This is a genomic window from uncultured Aureimonas sp. (assembly GCF_913775355.1).
In the GTDB taxonomy this organism is placed as follows: Bacteria; Pseudomonadota; Alphaproteobacteria; order Rhizobiales; family Rhizobiaceae; genus Aureimonas.
The window spans coordinates 1-13896 of record NZ_CAJYIU010000144.1; the positions used below are offsets into that span (position 1 = coordinate 1).

Annotated in this window: 12 protein-coding genes and 2 pseudogenes; all 14 read right to left on the reverse strand. The window is 68.6% G+C overall.

Features of this window, described 5'->3' with window-relative positions; translation table 11 throughout:
* Positions 1–1666 (reverse strand): annotated as a pseudogene (locus tag QZ753_RS09500) (bifunctional [glutamine synthetase] adenylyltransferase/[glutamine synthetase]-adenylyl-L-tyrosine phosphorylase); the annotation flags it as partial.
* Positions 1644–3080, reverse strand: coding sequence for an ATP-binding protein (locus tag QZ753_RS09505; RefSeq protein WP_367171504.1), 1437 nt, complete (start codon positions 3078–3080; stop codon positions 1644–1646). The gene QZ753_RS09505 and the pseudogene QZ753_RS09500, both read right to left, overlap by 23 nt.
* A 6-nt stretch (positions 3081–3086) precedes the next feature.
* Positions 3087–3806 (reverse strand): response regulator transcription factor, encoded by a 720-nt coding sequence (locus QZ753_RS09510; protein WP_294643134.1) that lies wholly within the window; start codon positions 3804–3806, stop codon positions 3087–3089.
* A gap of 71 nt (positions 3807–3877) precedes the next feature.
* A complete protein-coding gene (locus QZ753_RS09515; RefSeq protein WP_294643137.1) occupies positions 3878–5395 on the reverse strand; it encodes a Do family serine endopeptidase in 1518 nt (505 codons plus the stop codon).
* Positions 5396–5517: 122 nt separating this feature from the next.
* Positions 5518–6015, reverse strand: coding sequence for a cytochrome c-type biogenesis protein (locus QZ753_RS09520; protein WP_294643139.1), 498 nt, complete (start codon positions 6013–6015; stop codon positions 5518–5520).
* Position 6016: 1 nt separating this feature from the next.
* The gene (locus tag QZ753_RS09525; RefSeq protein ID WP_294643140.1) at positions 6017–7990 is read right to left on the reverse strand and encodes a heme lyase CcmF/NrfE family subunit; all 1974 of its coding nucleotides are present in this window, start codon (positions 7988–7990) and stop codon (positions 6017–6019) included.
* Positions 7987–8466 carry a cytochrome c maturation protein CcmE gene (ccmE, locus tag QZ753_RS09530; protein WP_294643142.1) on the reverse strand — a complete coding sequence of 160 codons (480 nt, stop codon included), beginning with the start codon at positions 8464–8466 and terminating at the stop codon, positions 7987–7989. The genes QZ753_RS09525 and ccmE overlap by 4 nt, the downstream gene beginning before the upstream one ends.
* Positions 8463–9611, reverse strand: coding sequence for a c-type cytochrome biogenesis protein CcmI (ccmI, locus tag QZ753_RS09535; RefSeq protein WP_294643143.1), 1149 nt, complete (start codon positions 9609–9611; stop codon positions 8463–8465). Before ccmI ends, ccmE begins: the two co-directional genes overlap by 4 nt.
* Positions 9612–9788: 177 nt before the next feature.
* Complete coding sequence (locus QZ753_RS09540; RefSeq protein ID WP_294643145.1) at positions 9789–10187, reverse strand: hypothetical protein; 399 nt, start codon at positions 10185–10187, stop codon at positions 9789–9791.
* Positions 10188–10236: 49 nt separating this feature from the next.
* Entirely contained in the window at positions 10237–11670 is a 1434-nt protein-coding gene (locus QZ753_RS09545; protein WP_294643147.1) for a HAMP domain-containing sensor histidine kinase, read from the reverse strand.
* Positions 11670–12332: a response regulator transcription factor gene (locus QZ753_RS09550; RefSeq protein ID WP_090958208.1), complete on the reverse strand. Its 663-nt coding sequence runs from the start codon at positions 12330–12332 to the stop codon at positions 11670–11672. The genes QZ753_RS09545 and QZ753_RS09550 overlap by 1 nt, the downstream gene beginning before the upstream one ends.
* A 42-nt stretch (positions 12333–12374) precedes the next feature.
* A complete protein-coding gene (locus QZ753_RS09555) occupies positions 12375–12695 on the reverse strand; it encodes a hypothetical protein (protein ID WP_294643149.1) in 321 nt (106 codons plus the stop codon).
* 91 nt (positions 12696–12786) lie between these two features.
* The gene (locus QZ753_RS09560) at positions 12787–12993 is read right to left on the reverse strand and encodes a hypothetical protein (RefSeq protein WP_294643151.1); all 207 of its coding nucleotides are present in this window, start codon (positions 12991–12993) and stop codon (positions 12787–12789) included.
* 25 nt (positions 12994–13018) lie between these two features.
* A pseudogene (locus tag QZ753_RS09565) lies at positions 13019–13896 on the reverse strand (hypothetical protein); the annotation flags it as partial.

Consider the following 13896-nt stretch of genomic DNA (forward strand, 5'->3'; position numbering starts at 1 on the left):
AGCGGTCGAAGGCGGCCAGCGCCGCGTCGGGATCGCTGCCGCCCGAGAAGGCCTGGAGCAGCGACGGCAGGACGGCGACGAACTGCTCGCGCGCCGCCTCCGAGCGCATCGCCCGATACCGGCCGGAACCCCAGCGATGGACGATCCGCCCGATATCGCCCGGCCGGTTGTAGCCGAGGTCGCCGAGGCGCCTGAGAGCGGCAGGGTCCGCACCGTCCTCCAGCAGGCCGTCGAGCACGCCCTCGTCGTCGCGCGTGGCACGCCTTTCGGAGAATAGCGCTGCGAACCGCGCCTGAACTCGCTTGAGACGGTCGCGGAGCGCGGTCTCGAAGGCGTCGAGGTCGCCGAAGTTGCAGAGGCGCGCGATGCGAAGGAGATCGGCCGACGCGGTCGGGAGGGTGTGGCTCTGCTCGTCCGCCACCATCTGGATCGCGTGTTCGACGCGGCGCAGGAACCAGTAGGCCTCGATCAGCTCGGCCGCGACCGCGGGCGCCACCCAGCCCTCTGCCGCCAGCCGTGCCAGCGCTTCATCGGTGCGGCGCGTTCGAAGCGAGGGCAGCCGTCCGCCGGCGATCAGTTGCTGCGCCTGCGCGAAGAACTCGACCTCGCGGATGCCGCCCTGCCCGAGCTTCACGTTGTGCCCGGCCGTCGCGACACCCTCGAAGCCGCGGTGCCGGTCGATCTTCGCCTTCATCGCCTGAATGTCGGCGATGGCGACGAAATCGAGGTAGCGGCGCCAGACGAAGGGCGCGATCTCGCGCTGAAACGCCTCTCCGACGGCCGGATCACCGGCGACCGGGCGGGCCTTGATCATAGCCGCCCGCTCCCAGTCGCGCCCTGCCCCCTCGTAGTAGATGAGCGCCGACGGGATCGGGATCGCCAGCGGCATGGCGGACGGGTCGGGCCGCAGGCGCAGATCGGTGCGGAATACGTAGCCGTCGCGGGTACGCTCGCCGATCATCCGCACGAGCTTGCGACCGAGGCGCGAGAACATCTCGACGCTTTCCACTGGATCGCGGATCGCCGGCGCTTCGGGTTCGAAGAAGAGGATGATGTCGATGTCGCTGGAATAGTTCAGCTCGCGTCCGCCGAGCTTGCCCATGCCGAGGATCGTCAACCCGCAGCCGGTCTCGGGTTGCGCCGGATCGGGCAGATCGAGCTGTCCGCGGCGGTGGAGGTCGGCAAGGGCAAAGCGCAGCGCGCGCCGGATCGCCGCCTCGGCGAGGTCCGACAGATCGGCGGTGGTCGTCTCCGGGCCGACGGCCCCGAAGAGATCGCAGAGCGCGATCAGCAGCGAGGCCTCCGCCTTGGCCTCGCGAAGGCGCGTCATCTCCGTGGCTTCCGAAGCGCCCTCGGAAATAGCCTGCCCCAGTGCATCGATGATCGATCGGATGCGGTCGCCGGCCCCGACGTCGAACAACTGGTCGATCCAGTCCGGGCGTCGTTCGGCGATGGACGCGAGGTGAGGCGAAAGCGACAGCGCGGCGAGGAGCCGGTCGCTTGCGCCTTCGCCATCGCCTTCGAGCCATGCGGCCAGCCGGCCAATATCCGCGGCACGCGCGCTCGACGCCAGGTCGTCGCGGCGTCGACTGGCCTCCGCCTCGCTCAGCGCATGAAGATCGGCCGTTCCTCCGATCCGCAACTCAAGGCCCGCGAACTCCGTCATGCGCCGGGACCACCCTTTCCATCGGTATCTCCAGCGTCACCTTGAGACCCGGCGCCGCGTCGTCAAGCGTCAGCGTTCCGCCATGGATCGAGGCGATCGCTTGAACCAGCGACAGACCGAGCCCCGAGCCCGGCTTGGTGCGGCTCTCGTCCAGCCGGTAGAAGCGCTCGAGCACACGATCGCGCTTGTCGGCCGGGATGCCCTGACCGTTGTCCGCGACCGAAACGAGGCATTCGTCGCCGCGTCGGGCAACCGCGACGCGGATCTCGAGCGGCCGGTCGGACAGTCCGTATTTCAACGCGTTGTCCAGAAGGTTGGAGATCGCCTGCGAGATCAGTTCACGGCTGACCGGCGCGACGATCGGCTCCGGGGCGTCGACGACGAGTCGACCGCCGACGTCCTCGGCCAGCGGCTCGTAGAGTTCGGCCACATCGGCGACGATCGAGGACAGGTCGACCTCGCTTTTCAGAGCCGGATGCGACCCCGCCTCGACGCGGCTGATCATCAGGAGGGCGTCGAAGGTGCGGATCATCCCGTCCGCTTCGGCAAGCACCGCCTCCATCGCCTGCCGGCCGCTGCGCTCGGGCGTCTCGTCGCCAAGCGCTGCCTCGACCCGGTTGCGAAGGCGCGTCAGCGGCGTCTTCAGGTCGTGGGCGATGTTGTCGGAGACCTGCCGCAACCCCTCCTGCAGGAGCGCGATCCGCGCGAGGAGCACGTTCAGCTTTTCCGACAGGCGGTCGAACTCGTCCCCTGTCCCGGTCACGGGAAGCCGCTCCGTCAGATCGCCCGCCATGATCCGCGCGGTGGCCGCCGACATGCGGTCCAGCCGGTGAAGAGCGGTGCGCCCGACGAGGAACCAGGCGAGCAGCGCACCGAAGCTCATCAGGAGAAGCGCGAGGATCAGGGCGTTGCGCACGACCAGCCGGATGCGTTCCTGGTCGGTCTGGTCGCGGCCGACTAGAAGCCGCATCCCGTTCGGCAGTTGCACGACCTCGGCGACCGCCATGTGGTAGCGGTCCTTTTCCGACTCGGTGAAGCGCGCGTAACGGAACGGCGTCGTCTTGAACCCCGCGTCGTCGAGGACGCCGGCTTCGAGGCTCTGGACGTTGCCGGCGAGGATCAGGCCGGTGCCGTCGGTGACGAGATAGAGCGGAGCCCCCGGCTGGCGGGCGCGTCGGTCGATGGCGCGCACGATCCCCGAGATACCGGTGTTCTGGTAGATCCGGTCGAGCGTTTCGATCTCGTCCGCGATCGCCTCCTGGCTCTGCGTCTGGAGGATCGAGGAGGCCGTCTCCGTCACGTAGACGAGGAGGATGGCGGCAAACAGCGCGAAGAGGGCGAGGTAGACCGCCGACAGACGGACGGCCGTGACGCGCATCAGCTCACGGATGCGCAGGATGGTCGGTCTGCGCAACGGGCGTCAGTCCCCTGCGCGGATGATGTATCCGGACCCGCGAACCGTGTGGAGGAGCGGCTCGCCGAACTCGCGCTCGATCTTGGAGCGCAGGCGCGAGATGTGGACGTCGATGACGTTGGTCTGGGGGTCGAAGTGGTAGTCCCAGACGTTCTCGAGCAGCATGGTCCGCGTCACAACCTGACCAGCATGCTTCATGAGATATTCGAGAAGCCGGAACTCGCGCGGCTGCAGCGTGATCGGCTTGCCGCCGCGACGAACCTCGTGCGACAGGCGGTCGAGTTCGAGATCGCCCACGCGATAGACCGTCTCGACGTCCTTGGCCCCGCGTCGCCGGCCGAGAATCTCGATCCGGGCGAGAAGCTCGGAAAAGGCGTAGGGCTTCGGCAGGTAATCGTCGCCGCCGGCCCGCAGGCCCGTGACCCGGTCGTCCACCTGCCCCATCGCGGACAGGATCAGGATCGGGGTCTCGTTGCCCTTCTCGCGCAGGCTGGAGACGACGGACAGGCCGTCGCGCTGCGGCAGCATCCGGTCGACGACGAGGACGTCGTAGGCCTGCGTCAGGGCCATGTGCAGACCCGTCTCCCCATCCGCCGCATGGTCGGGCACATGTCCCGACTCCTTCAGGGCCTTGATGAGGTAGGACGCGGCTTCCCGGTCGTCTTCGATGATGAGGATGCGCATGTGATCCGATCTAGGGGACGGCGCGGACATCGTCATCGTCATTATCCTTCAAGTCTCCGAGCGGAAAGGGGGCGACATCCGCCGCCCCCCGTTTGTTGCCCGTCCGTCGCGGGTCAGCTTCCGCTGATCGGCAGGGCGACGAAGCGGTTCTGGTCGCCGCTGCGCAGCTGGAACAGCGCCGCCTTGCGGCCGGACGTGGAGGCCTTCTTGATGGCGTCCTCAACCTCGCGCTGCGACTTCACCGAGCTGCCATTCACCGCCACGATCGTATCGCCGGCCGAGACGCCGCGGTTGGCGGCCTCGGAGTCGGGGTCGACCTCGGTGATCACGACGCCGTCGCCCTGGTCGGAGGGCGTCAGCGTCAGGCCGTAGCCGCGCAGCGAGGACGGGTTGACCGGCACGTTGCGGTTGCCGCTGGTGTTCGACGCCTCGTCGAGGCTGGACAGGTTGCCGAGCTCGACCTTGATGTCGCGGGCCTCGCCGTTGCGCCAGACCTTCACGTCGATCGTGGTGCCCGGACGGTATTCGGCGACCTTGCGGGCCAGTTCACGCGGGCCCTTCACGGTCTGCCCGTTGACGGCCGTGATGACGTCGCCCGTCTGGATGCCCGCCTTGACGGCCGGGGTGTCGGTGTCGGGCAGCGTGACGATCGCCCCCTCCTCCGCATTCAGACCCAGCGCCTCGGCGATGTCCTGCGTGACCGGCGCGATCTGGACGCCGAGCCAGCCGCGCTGGACGTTGCCGTTCTCACGCAGGGACTGGATCACGGTCTTGGCCGTCGAGGCGGGAATGGCGAAGGCGATGCCGACGCTGCCGCCGGACGGCGAGAAGATCGCCGTGTTGACACCGATCACCTGGCCCTCGAGGTTGAAGGCTGGACCGCCCGAGTTGCCGCGGTTCACCGCCGCATCGATCTGGATGAAGTCGTCGTAGGGACCGGCGCCGATATCGCGGCCACGGGCCGAGACAATGCCGGCCGTCACCGAACCGCCGAGGCCGAACGGATTGCCGACCGCGACGACCCACTCGCCGACGCGCACCTTCGAATCATCGGCAAAGTCCACGTAGGTGAACTTGCGGTTGCCGCCCTCGACCTTGAGAAGCGCGAGGTCGGTGCGCGAGTCGGTGCCGATCAGCTCGGCCTTCAGCTCCGTGCCGTCGTTGAGCACGACCGTATAGTCGCTGCCGCCCTCGACCACGTGGTTGTTGGTGACGAGGTAGCCGTCGTCCGAAATGAAGAAGCCGGATCCCTGCGCCATGCCCTGACGCGGGCTGCGGCGCGGCGTCTGGCGGCCGTCGGGCGAACCCTGCATGCCAGGGTTGCCGAACTCGAAGAAGCGGCGGAGCGGATGGTTCGGCGGCAGGTTGTCGAACGGCGATTCGGCATCGCTGCCATCGTCGCTCGCCGGCTTGATCTGCTCCTTGACGCGCACCGAGACGACGGCGGGCGAGACCTTCTCGACCACGTCGGCAAAGCCCGGATTGACGCCCGTCGGCTGCACCGAAACTGGCTCGGCGAAGCTCGGCACGACGCTGGTGACGACGCCACCGGCCAGCACCATGCCCGCGACGCCCGCCGCCAGAACCGCCGTGGAGAAACGACGCGTCGTCTTGTTGGGATTCTTGTTCATGCGAAGGACCCTCGTTTCCATTCCCGATCCGCTGGGATGGGCCGTCTGGTCCATCCGATGGTCGGAAGGTAGGGGTCGGAACGTTACGGCAAGTTTTCGTCGGGATGAAAGCTTCGTAAGGTCTAGGCCCGGCGGCCTTCGGAGGGGCCGGCTCCCTCGCCGGTGATCTCCGACAGACGGGCCTCCTCGCTCGGCGTCAGCCCTGCGGTGCCGGGTCGCTCGCTTGACCGCCGACCGGACGAGCGGAGGACGACGACCCCGATGGCGAGGAGGAGAACGGGCGTTCCCCAGAGGAGCGCGGTGTCCCAGCGCACGCGCGGCCGCAGGAGCACGAAGTCGCCGTAGCGCGAGACGAGATAGTCGACGACATCCTCGTCGCTGTCGCCCTTCGTGATCCGTTCGCGAACCAGAAGCCGAAGGTCGCGGGCGAGCGGCGCATCCGAATCGTCGATCGACTGGTTCTGGCAGACCATGCAGCGCAGTCCGGCCGAAAGATCGCGGGCGCGCTGCTCCTGCCGGGAGTCCGGAAGAACCTCGTCGGGCTGAACGGCCAGCGCCGCCGTGCCCACGAGAGCGTTTGCGGCGACGACCGCTGCCAGAAGAACCGTTCTCAGCGTCATCTCAAGCCGGCCTTGCGGCGCGGCGCCGAGCCGGCGCACCCACCCGCAGTCGCCGATCGCTCAAGGAGACTGCGCCGCCGATCGCCATCGCCACGGCGCCCAGCCAGATCAGCGTGACCATCGGCTTCCACCAGATGCGGACGACGACGGCGCCTGCATTGGCCGCAGCGTCGCCGAGCGCGATATAGATCTGGCTGAAGACGAGCGTGTGGATGCCGGCCTCCGTCGTCGGCATCTGCCGCGCGGGATAAAAACGCTTGGCGCTTTCGATGACGGCCGTCTCGTTGCCCCCGTCGAGCAGGGTGAAGTGGCCGACGTCCTCGCGGTAGTTCGGTCCTTCGCGAAAGGTCTGCCCCTCGTAGCGCAAGTCGAACCCGCCGACGGCGACGACCTGTCCCGGCGTCATGGCCGTCACGGTCTCCGTATCGAACGTGCTGACGCAGACCACGCCGAGAAGCGTCACGCCGACACCGAAATGGGCCAGCGCCGTGCCGAAGGCCGAGCGCGGCAGCCCGGCGAGGCGCGCGGCAGCGACCCGCAGGCCGGCCTTCGGCAGTCCGGCCCGCCCGGCGAGGTCGACGAGCGCTCCGACCATCACCCAGACGGCCAGCCCGATGCCGAGCGAGGCGAGGATTTTCGTGCCCTCGTTCACCGCGATCACGATCACCATGACGACGAGCGCCGCGCCGACCGCCGCATAGAGCCGCTGCGCCGCGCCGAGGAGATCGGCCCGCTTCCAGGCGAGAAGCGGCCCGAACGGCAGCGCGAACAAGAGCGGCACCATCAAGGGACCGAATGTCAGGTCGAAGAAGGGCGCGCCGACCGAAATCTTGGTGCCGGTGAAGACTTCGAGGAACAACGGATAGAGCGTCCCGACCAGCACCGTCGCGGTGGCGGTCGTCAGGAACAGGTTGTTGAAGACCAACGCACCCTCGCGCGAGATCGGCGCGAACAGGCCACCGCTTTCCAGCTCCGAAGCCCGGAACGCGAAGAGCGCGAGCGATCCGCCGATGAACAGGCAGAGGATCGCGAGAATGAACACCCCGCGCTCCGGGTCGACGGCAAAGGCATGAACCGAGGTCAGCACGCCGGAGCGGACCAGGAAGGTGCCGAGAAGGGATAGCGAGAAGGTCAGGATCGCCAGGAGCACGGTCCAGACCTTGAGCGCCGAGCGCTTCTCCATGACGGCAGCCGAATGGAGCAGCGCCGTGCCAGATAGCCAAGGCATGAACGAGGCGTTCTCGACCGGGTCCCAGAACCACCAGCCGCCCCAGCCGAGCTCGTAATAGGCCCAGTAGGAACCCATCGCGATGCCGCCGGTCAGGAACAGCCAGGCGAGCAGCGTCCACGGTCGCACCCACCGCGCCCAAGCGGCGTCGATCCGCCCTTCGATCAGGGCGGCGACCGCGAAGGAAAAGGCGATCGAGAAGCCGACATAGCCGAGGTAAAGCAGCGGCGGATGGATCGCGAGCCCGATGTCCTGAAGGATCGGATTGAGGTCGTTGCCCTCGAAGGGCGCCGGCACGACGCGGGTGAACGGGTTCGACGTCAGAAGGATGAACAGCAGGAACGCCGTCAGGATCCAGCCCTGCACCGACAGCACGGTCGCCTTGAGGCTCGGCGGAAGGTCCCGGCCGAAGAGGGCAACCAGCGCGCCGAACAGCGACAGGATCAGCACCCAGAGGAGCATCGACCCTTCGTGGTTCCCCCAGACGCCGGTGATCTTGTAGATCATCGGCTTGGCGGAATGCGAGTTCTCGACGACGTTGAGGACCGAGAAGTCCGAGGTGGCATAGGCCGCGGTCAGGGCGCCAAAGGCGAGCGCGAGAAGCGACAGCCCGGTGACCGAGGTCGCCGACCCGCTGTCCATCAGCCTGACGTCGCCGATGCGGGCGCCGACCAGCGGCAGGACCGACTGCACGAGCGCCGTGCCGAGCGCCAGGACCAGCGCGAAGTGCCCGAGTTCGACGATCAAAGTCCCGCCCCCGACGACGCACCGTCCTTGGCCGAGACGATCGCCCCGTCCTTCCAGAGGCCTCGCGCCTTGAGGTCGTCGACGACCTCCTTCGGCATGTAGGTCTCGTCGTGCTTGGCAAGCACCGTATCGGCCACGAACACGCGGTCGCTGCCGAGTCGCCCCTCCGCCACGATCCCCTGCCCTTCACGGAAGAGGTCGGGCAGCAGCCCGGCATAGACCACCGGCACGCTCTCGACGGTATCGGTGATGCGGAAGGTCACGCGCTGCGAGGCGTCGCGATGCACGGTGCCGGTCTCGACGATCCCGCCGAGCCGCAGGCGCTGGCCGTCATCGGGCGCGCGCGCCACGATATCGGTCGGCGAGTTGAAAAAGGCCACGCTATCCGACAGCGCGGAAAGGACGAGCCCCGCCGCAGTTCCGACCACGGCGAGAATGCCGAAAAGGCTGGCAAGGCGCTTCTGCTTGCGCGTCATGGCACTGTCTGATCCGGGTTCAGTCCGAGCCCCCGTGCGAAGCCCAGGATATCTATAAGCTCCGGCGAAGCAGCCGGAAATACGGCCCGCACCTCGCCGAGTGCGGCACGTGCGTCGTCCGGACGGTCGAGCACGACATAAGAACGGAGCAGCCGCTTCCAGCCTTCCGGGTCCTTCGGTTCGGCTTTCAGACGCTCCGCCAGCCCCGACACCATGCCCTGCACCATCGCCAAGCGCTCGCCGTCGCTGAGCTTCGACGCCGCCTCGACGTCGGCCGCTGCCGGCCCGGGCTGGGATGGCACCTGCTGCGACGCGGTGCCCGACCTTGCGTCGGCGAGAGCCGCTTCGGCGACCGGGCGCCAGGCTCCGTCGTGAGGGCCGGTGCGCAGAAGCTCGCTCCAGGCATCCGCCGCCTCGGCCGACCGCCCCTCCTGCGACAGCGCGAGCGCGAGATAGAACCTTGCAGGAATCCAGTTGGCGTCGAGGGTCAGCGCTCGGTGGAACTCGGTCGCCGCCTCCGGGGTCACGCGGCCATCCGCCGCCTGCACCAGAGCCTCGCCGAGACCGGCCACGGTCTGCGCCGTCGGCGGGCGAAGACGCAGGACGTTGCGAAACGCCGTGGCCGCCTTCTCCCCCTCACCGAGCCGGAGATACACGGGGGCAACGACGCTCCAGCCTTCCGCGTCGTCCGGCCGAGCCGCCAGCCGGCGCTCGATCTCGGCGACGGCCGCGACGAGGTTCGGCGCCTGCGGCTCGGGTTGGCGAAGCGCGAGCGGCTGGTCGGGAATGTCGGGCGATCCCCAGCGGTCGTAGAAGAGAAAAGCCCCGATCGGCAGCACGAGGGCGACGGCCAGTCCCGCGACGACGCCCGAGCGCTCGCGCGGAGTCTTGGCAGCCTTGGCGGTCGCCGCCTCGTGGGCGCGCAGGAGCCGCCGGCCGATCTCGGCGCGCGAGGCAGCCGCCTCCTCCCGACCGATGACGCCGCGCGTCTCGTCCTCGCGCAACTCGCCGAGCTGAGCCCGATAGACCTCCTCGTCGAACGCCTCGCGAGCCACCGACCCGCGAGCCGGACGCATCAGGAGCGGCCAGACGATCGCGGCGGTGGTCAGGGCGGCAAGGACGAAGGCGACAAGCCAGAACAGCATCGAGGCTTCCATGGCCCTCGCCTCAAGCAAGGGGCCGATCGTTCGCGGAGGCGGGGACAGCCGTCGAAGCGCGCTCGCATGGGAACGCACCCGCCGACAGGCAGAAGACGGCCCCGGTTTGGAACCGCTCTAACAAGCCGCGCCGGAAAAACCTATTCAAAACCGCATCATCGCGCGTCAGGCGACCGGCGTCCAAAGGTCGGTGCCGGTGCGACAGGCGCTCCCGACTTGCCGAACCTTCGAGGTCCCGCGCGTGATGACGAGCGTATAGCCCCGGCAATCCTGCGAGCCGATGCGATAGAGCTGCGTCGGCGTGATCTCGCCGCGGAAGCCATCGGATTCCCACGGGATCGGCTGGCCGACGGTGCCGAACTGAAGCGCCTGATACTGGGCCTGCAGGGCCCGCTGTTCCGCCGTCGCGCTGAGCTTGACGGAGCCGGTCGGCGCGATGCTGCCGCGCAGCGCGGCGGCTCGGTCGGACAGGGGTTCGGGTGCCGCGCGCGGAGCGCTGGTCAGGCATCCGGAGAGGATTGGCAGCGCCGCAACGACGAAGCAGGTGGTCCAGAATCTCGACATGCGTCCGTTCGCCGCCAGAGCGGCCCATGCTGCCACAACAAGTGTCGTGTCAGGACATCGGCGCGTCGGATGCGCGAGGCAAGATCACCTCCGCGTGCAATCCTCCGATTTCGGAGCGAGAGAGGCGAAAAGATCCGCGGTATTGCAAAACGGTATCAGCGACGATCGACAGGCCGAGGCCGCTGCCGGTCGCACGCTCGTCGAAGCGACGACCGCGCTTGGTCGCCTCCGCCATCTCCGCATCCGACAGTCCCGGCCCGTCGTCCTCGACGGTGATGCCGAAGCTCTCCGCCCCCGCAGGGTGCAGTCGAAGCACCACGCGCCCCCGCCCGTACTTAGCGGCGTTCTCCAGAAGGTTGCCGATCGTCTCCTCGAGATCCTGCTGCTCCCCCGCGAAGACGAGCGAAGCGGCGTCCCCGTCGACGTGGTCCTCGAACGCGATCCCCGGGTTCAGCCGCCGCATCACCTTCAACAGCCGCTCCAGCACGGGCACGACCGGCGCTCGCGCGATGGCGCCATCCGTGGCTGCGACGCGGGCCCGGTCGAGATAGTGTTGCACCTGTCGGCGCATGATCTCGCCCTGTTCGCCGACGATGCGTCCCTTCTCGCCGCCGATCGCCGAGGCCTCGTTGAGAAGGACCGCGACCGGCGTCTTCAGCGAATGCGCGAGGTTGCCGACCTGCGTGCGGGCGCGCTCCACGATGCGCCGGTTGCTGTCGATAAGGGCATTCATCTCGACGGCGAGGGGACGAATTTCGGCGGGGAAGCTGCCCTTCAGCCGTTCCGAGCGACCGGTGCGCACGTCGCCGAGCGCCTGCCGCACGCTGGCGAGCGGCCGAAGACCGTAGAGGATGGCAAGCGCGTTGATGACGATGGAGCCGAGCCCGAAAAAGCCGAGATACAGCGCCATCTTCCGGTCGAAGGCCGCGATGTCCGATTGGACGACGCTTGCATTGCCCATCACGCGAAAGCGCGCCGCATGGTTGTCCTGGTCGAGGACGACCTCGGCCTCCTCGACATAGAGCGTTTCGCCGTCGAGCCCTTCGGTCCGGTAGTCGCGCCGGTACTGCATGTCGAAGGGCGCGAGTTCGGTCGGCTGGGAGTTGATCTTGCGGGGGCCCAGCGAGAACGAGGCGAGCCGCCCCTCCGTGTTGTTGCTCGCCGGGATCACCTCCCAGTACCAGCCGGACAAAGGCTGCGAGTAGCGAAGGTCGCCGAGGTTGGGCACGCCGGACAGCGTGCCCGTCTCGTCCACCGTCACCGAGTTGATGAGGTTGTAGAGCTGCGCCCGCACCACGGCCTCGAAGCCGGACTGCGCCGTCCGCTCGTAGAGGCCGGAGATCAGCCCAGCGACGACGAGAAACGCCGCGATCACCCAGACGCTCGACAGCGAGACGACCCGAAACGTCAGGCTTTCGGTGAAGCGCGGACGCCCGGGCGCCCCCGCCGTCCGTTCCGCTTCGGGCTGCGGCTCGTCCGCCATCACCCGCCGTGCTGCATGCGATAGCCGAGACCGCGCACGGTCTCGATCATATCCACGCCGATCTTGCGGCGAAGTCGGCCGATGAAGACCTCGATCGTGTTGGAGTCGCGATCGAAATCCTGGTCGTACATGTGCTCGATCAGTTCGGTGCGCGACACGAGCTCGCCCTGGTGGTGCATCAGGTAGGACAGGAGCCGATACTCGTGCGACGTCAGCTTCAGCGGCGTCCCGTCGAGGCTCGCCTTCGAGGACTTGGTGTCGAGCCGCAGCGGCCCGCAGTGGATCTCCGACGACGCATGCCCGGCGGCGCGGCGAATCAGCGCCCGCACTCGCGCCAGCACCTCCTCCATGTGAAAGGGCTTGGCGACATAGTCGTCGGCCCCGGCATCGATCCCGGCCACCTTGTCGCTCCACCGGTCGCGCGCCGTCAGAAGCAGGACCGGCATCGCCCGCCCTTCCCGCCGCCAGCGCTCCAGGACGCTGATGCCGTCCATCTTCGGAAGGCCGACGTCGAGAATCACCGCGTCATAGGCTTCGGTGTCGCCGAGGAAGTGCCCGTCCTCGCCGTCTGACGCCTGGTCCACGACATAGCCTGCGCCCGTCAGCGCCTCGTTCAGCTGCCGCCGCAGGTTTGCATCGTCTTCGACGATCAGGATACGCATGAAAGGTCCCGTCCCGGAATTCGTGCCGTTCGGCCGAATGGCTTACTGCTCGATCGTGATCGTCTGGCGACGCGGCCGGTTGCCGTCGCTCGCCGGAATCAGCACCGTGACGACGCAGACGGTCCGGTCGCCCTGCTGCGAGGCGCGCACCGAAAGCACCTGCCCTCCGGTCTGCGCCGCCGCCTGCGCCGCGGCGGCCGAGCACCCGCCGCCTTGCGCGAACAGCTCTTCCGACCGCTCGTGCGCCGCCGGGATCGAACCGCCTTCGGTCGAACGCTCCGGCATCGCTTCGGCCGCCGTGGCGAACGCGACGAGACCGATGAGCGAAGATGCGGAGGGACGGCGGAGGAAGGGTCGAAGCATGGCACATCCAGGGTCTGACGTCCGCTAGACTAGGGACTGCGGTCTGAATGTCGAATGAACGGGGCGCCCGTCCGCCGGGCGCCCCGTCCCCTCAGCGGATGCGGCTGCGCGCGTCGAAGCGCCCGAAGATCGCGACCGCCGCGCCGATTGCGCTGGCCGCGGCCGTCAGCGCCGTCACCGCCTCGTCGTTCGAAAGCCCTGCGATCTCGACGCCGAACAGTCCCGCCAGCGATGCCGCGAGCGCCAGCGCCGCGCCCCAGACCGTGCGCGACTCGTACCAGTTCTTGCTCTCGTCCATGTTCGTCTCCTTTCGTTGAAACCCGTCACATGCCGCCAAGCACCAGCCGCGCCGAAGCGCCGGCGCCGTAGACCTGACTGATCTGCGCGACCTCGACCTCCAGCCGCACCGGCAGCCCGCCAAACCGGCTTGTGAGATCGGCCGCCGGTACGCGAAGCCCGGCGGTTTCGACCGTCAATTCCCACGCCGGTCCTGCACCGTCCGACAGCGTCACGCGGTATCGCTCGCGGTCCTCGTCGAGCGGCACGTCGATTCCGTCCCAGGCCGGGTCCGGGGATCTCGTGCGTCGGATCCAGCCGAGATCGAGACCGTCCGCCCCGAGCCGACCTCCGAGATGCACCGGCGAGAGCGGCCGCAGGGCGCGCCGGCCGAGCGCTGCCGTCCGGCGGTCCACCGCCCCGTCGTCCAGACCCCGTCCAGCGGGAACGGTCAGCCAATCGACCTCAACGCCTGCCTCGCCTGCCGCAAGGTCCACCCCTCGAACGGCCCGGTCCAGAAGCACGAACGCGGCGCCCGCGCTCGCGCCGAGCGCGGCCTCCTCGCCCGTCCCGCCGACGCCGCGCTGGAGGCCCGTCAACCGGTAGCGCGAGGGTGCGACCTCCGCCGCCTCCCGGAAGCGGACCACCTCCCAGCCGCCGTCACCGACCGCAACCGCCGCCGTGTTCTGCCCGGCGTCGACGAGGCCGGCGCTCGCGGACGTGAGGCTGCCGGTTGCCAGATCGACGAGGAGCGCGTGCGTTCGGTCGAGGATCTCCTCGCGCCCCGGTAGGAGCGGCGCGGCCAGCCGCCCCGCCGTCGCGGCGCTCGCGACCGTCAGAGCCGCGCGATGTCCGCCCGCCCCCGGCGACGCCATCACGACGTAGGGCATCCATGGCCTTGCCGAGACGGCGATCATCGCGCCGC

Bases quoted from the DNA above. Each gene is read 5' to 3' on its own strand.
- QZ753_RS09510 (WP_294643134.1), bottom strand. From the start codon at position 3,806: ATGACGATGACGATGTCCGCGCCGTCCCCTAGATCGGATCACATGCGC.
- QZ753_RS09515 (WP_294643137.1), bottom strand. From the start codon at position 5,395: ATGAACAAGAATCCCAACAAGACGACGCGTCGTTTCTCCACGGCGGTT.
- QZ753_RS09520 (WP_294643139.1), bottom strand. From the start codon at position 6,015: ATGACGCTGAGAACGGTTCTTCTGGCAGCGGTCGTCGCCGCAAACGCT.
- ccmE (WP_294643142.1), bottom strand. From the start codon at position 8,466: ATGACGCGCAAGCAGAAGCGCCTTGCCAGCCTTTTCGGCATTCTCGCC.
- ccmI (WP_294643143.1), bottom strand. From the start codon at position 9,611: ATGCTGTTCTGGCTTGTCGCCTTCGTCCTTGCCGCCCTGACCACCGCC.
- QZ753_RS09540 (WP_294643145.1), bottom strand. From the start codon at position 10,187: ATGTCGAGATTCTGGACCACCTGCTTCGTCGTTGCGGCGCTGCCAATC.
- QZ753_RS09545 (WP_294643147.1), bottom strand. From the start codon at position 11,670: ATGGCGGACGAGCCGCAGCCCGAAGCGGAACGGACGGCGGGGGCGCCC.
- QZ753_RS09550 (WP_090958208.1), bottom strand. From the start codon at position 12,332: ATGCGTATCCTGATCGTCGAAGACGATGCAAACCTGCGGCGGCAGCTG.
- QZ753_RS09555 (WP_294643149.1), bottom strand. From the start codon at position 12,695: ATGCTTCGACCCTTCCTCCGCCGTCCCTCCGCATCTTCGCTCATCGGT.
- QZ753_RS09560 (WP_294643151.1), bottom strand. From the start codon at position 12,993: ATGGACGAGAGCAAGAACTGGTACGAGTCGCGCACGGTCTGGGGCGCG.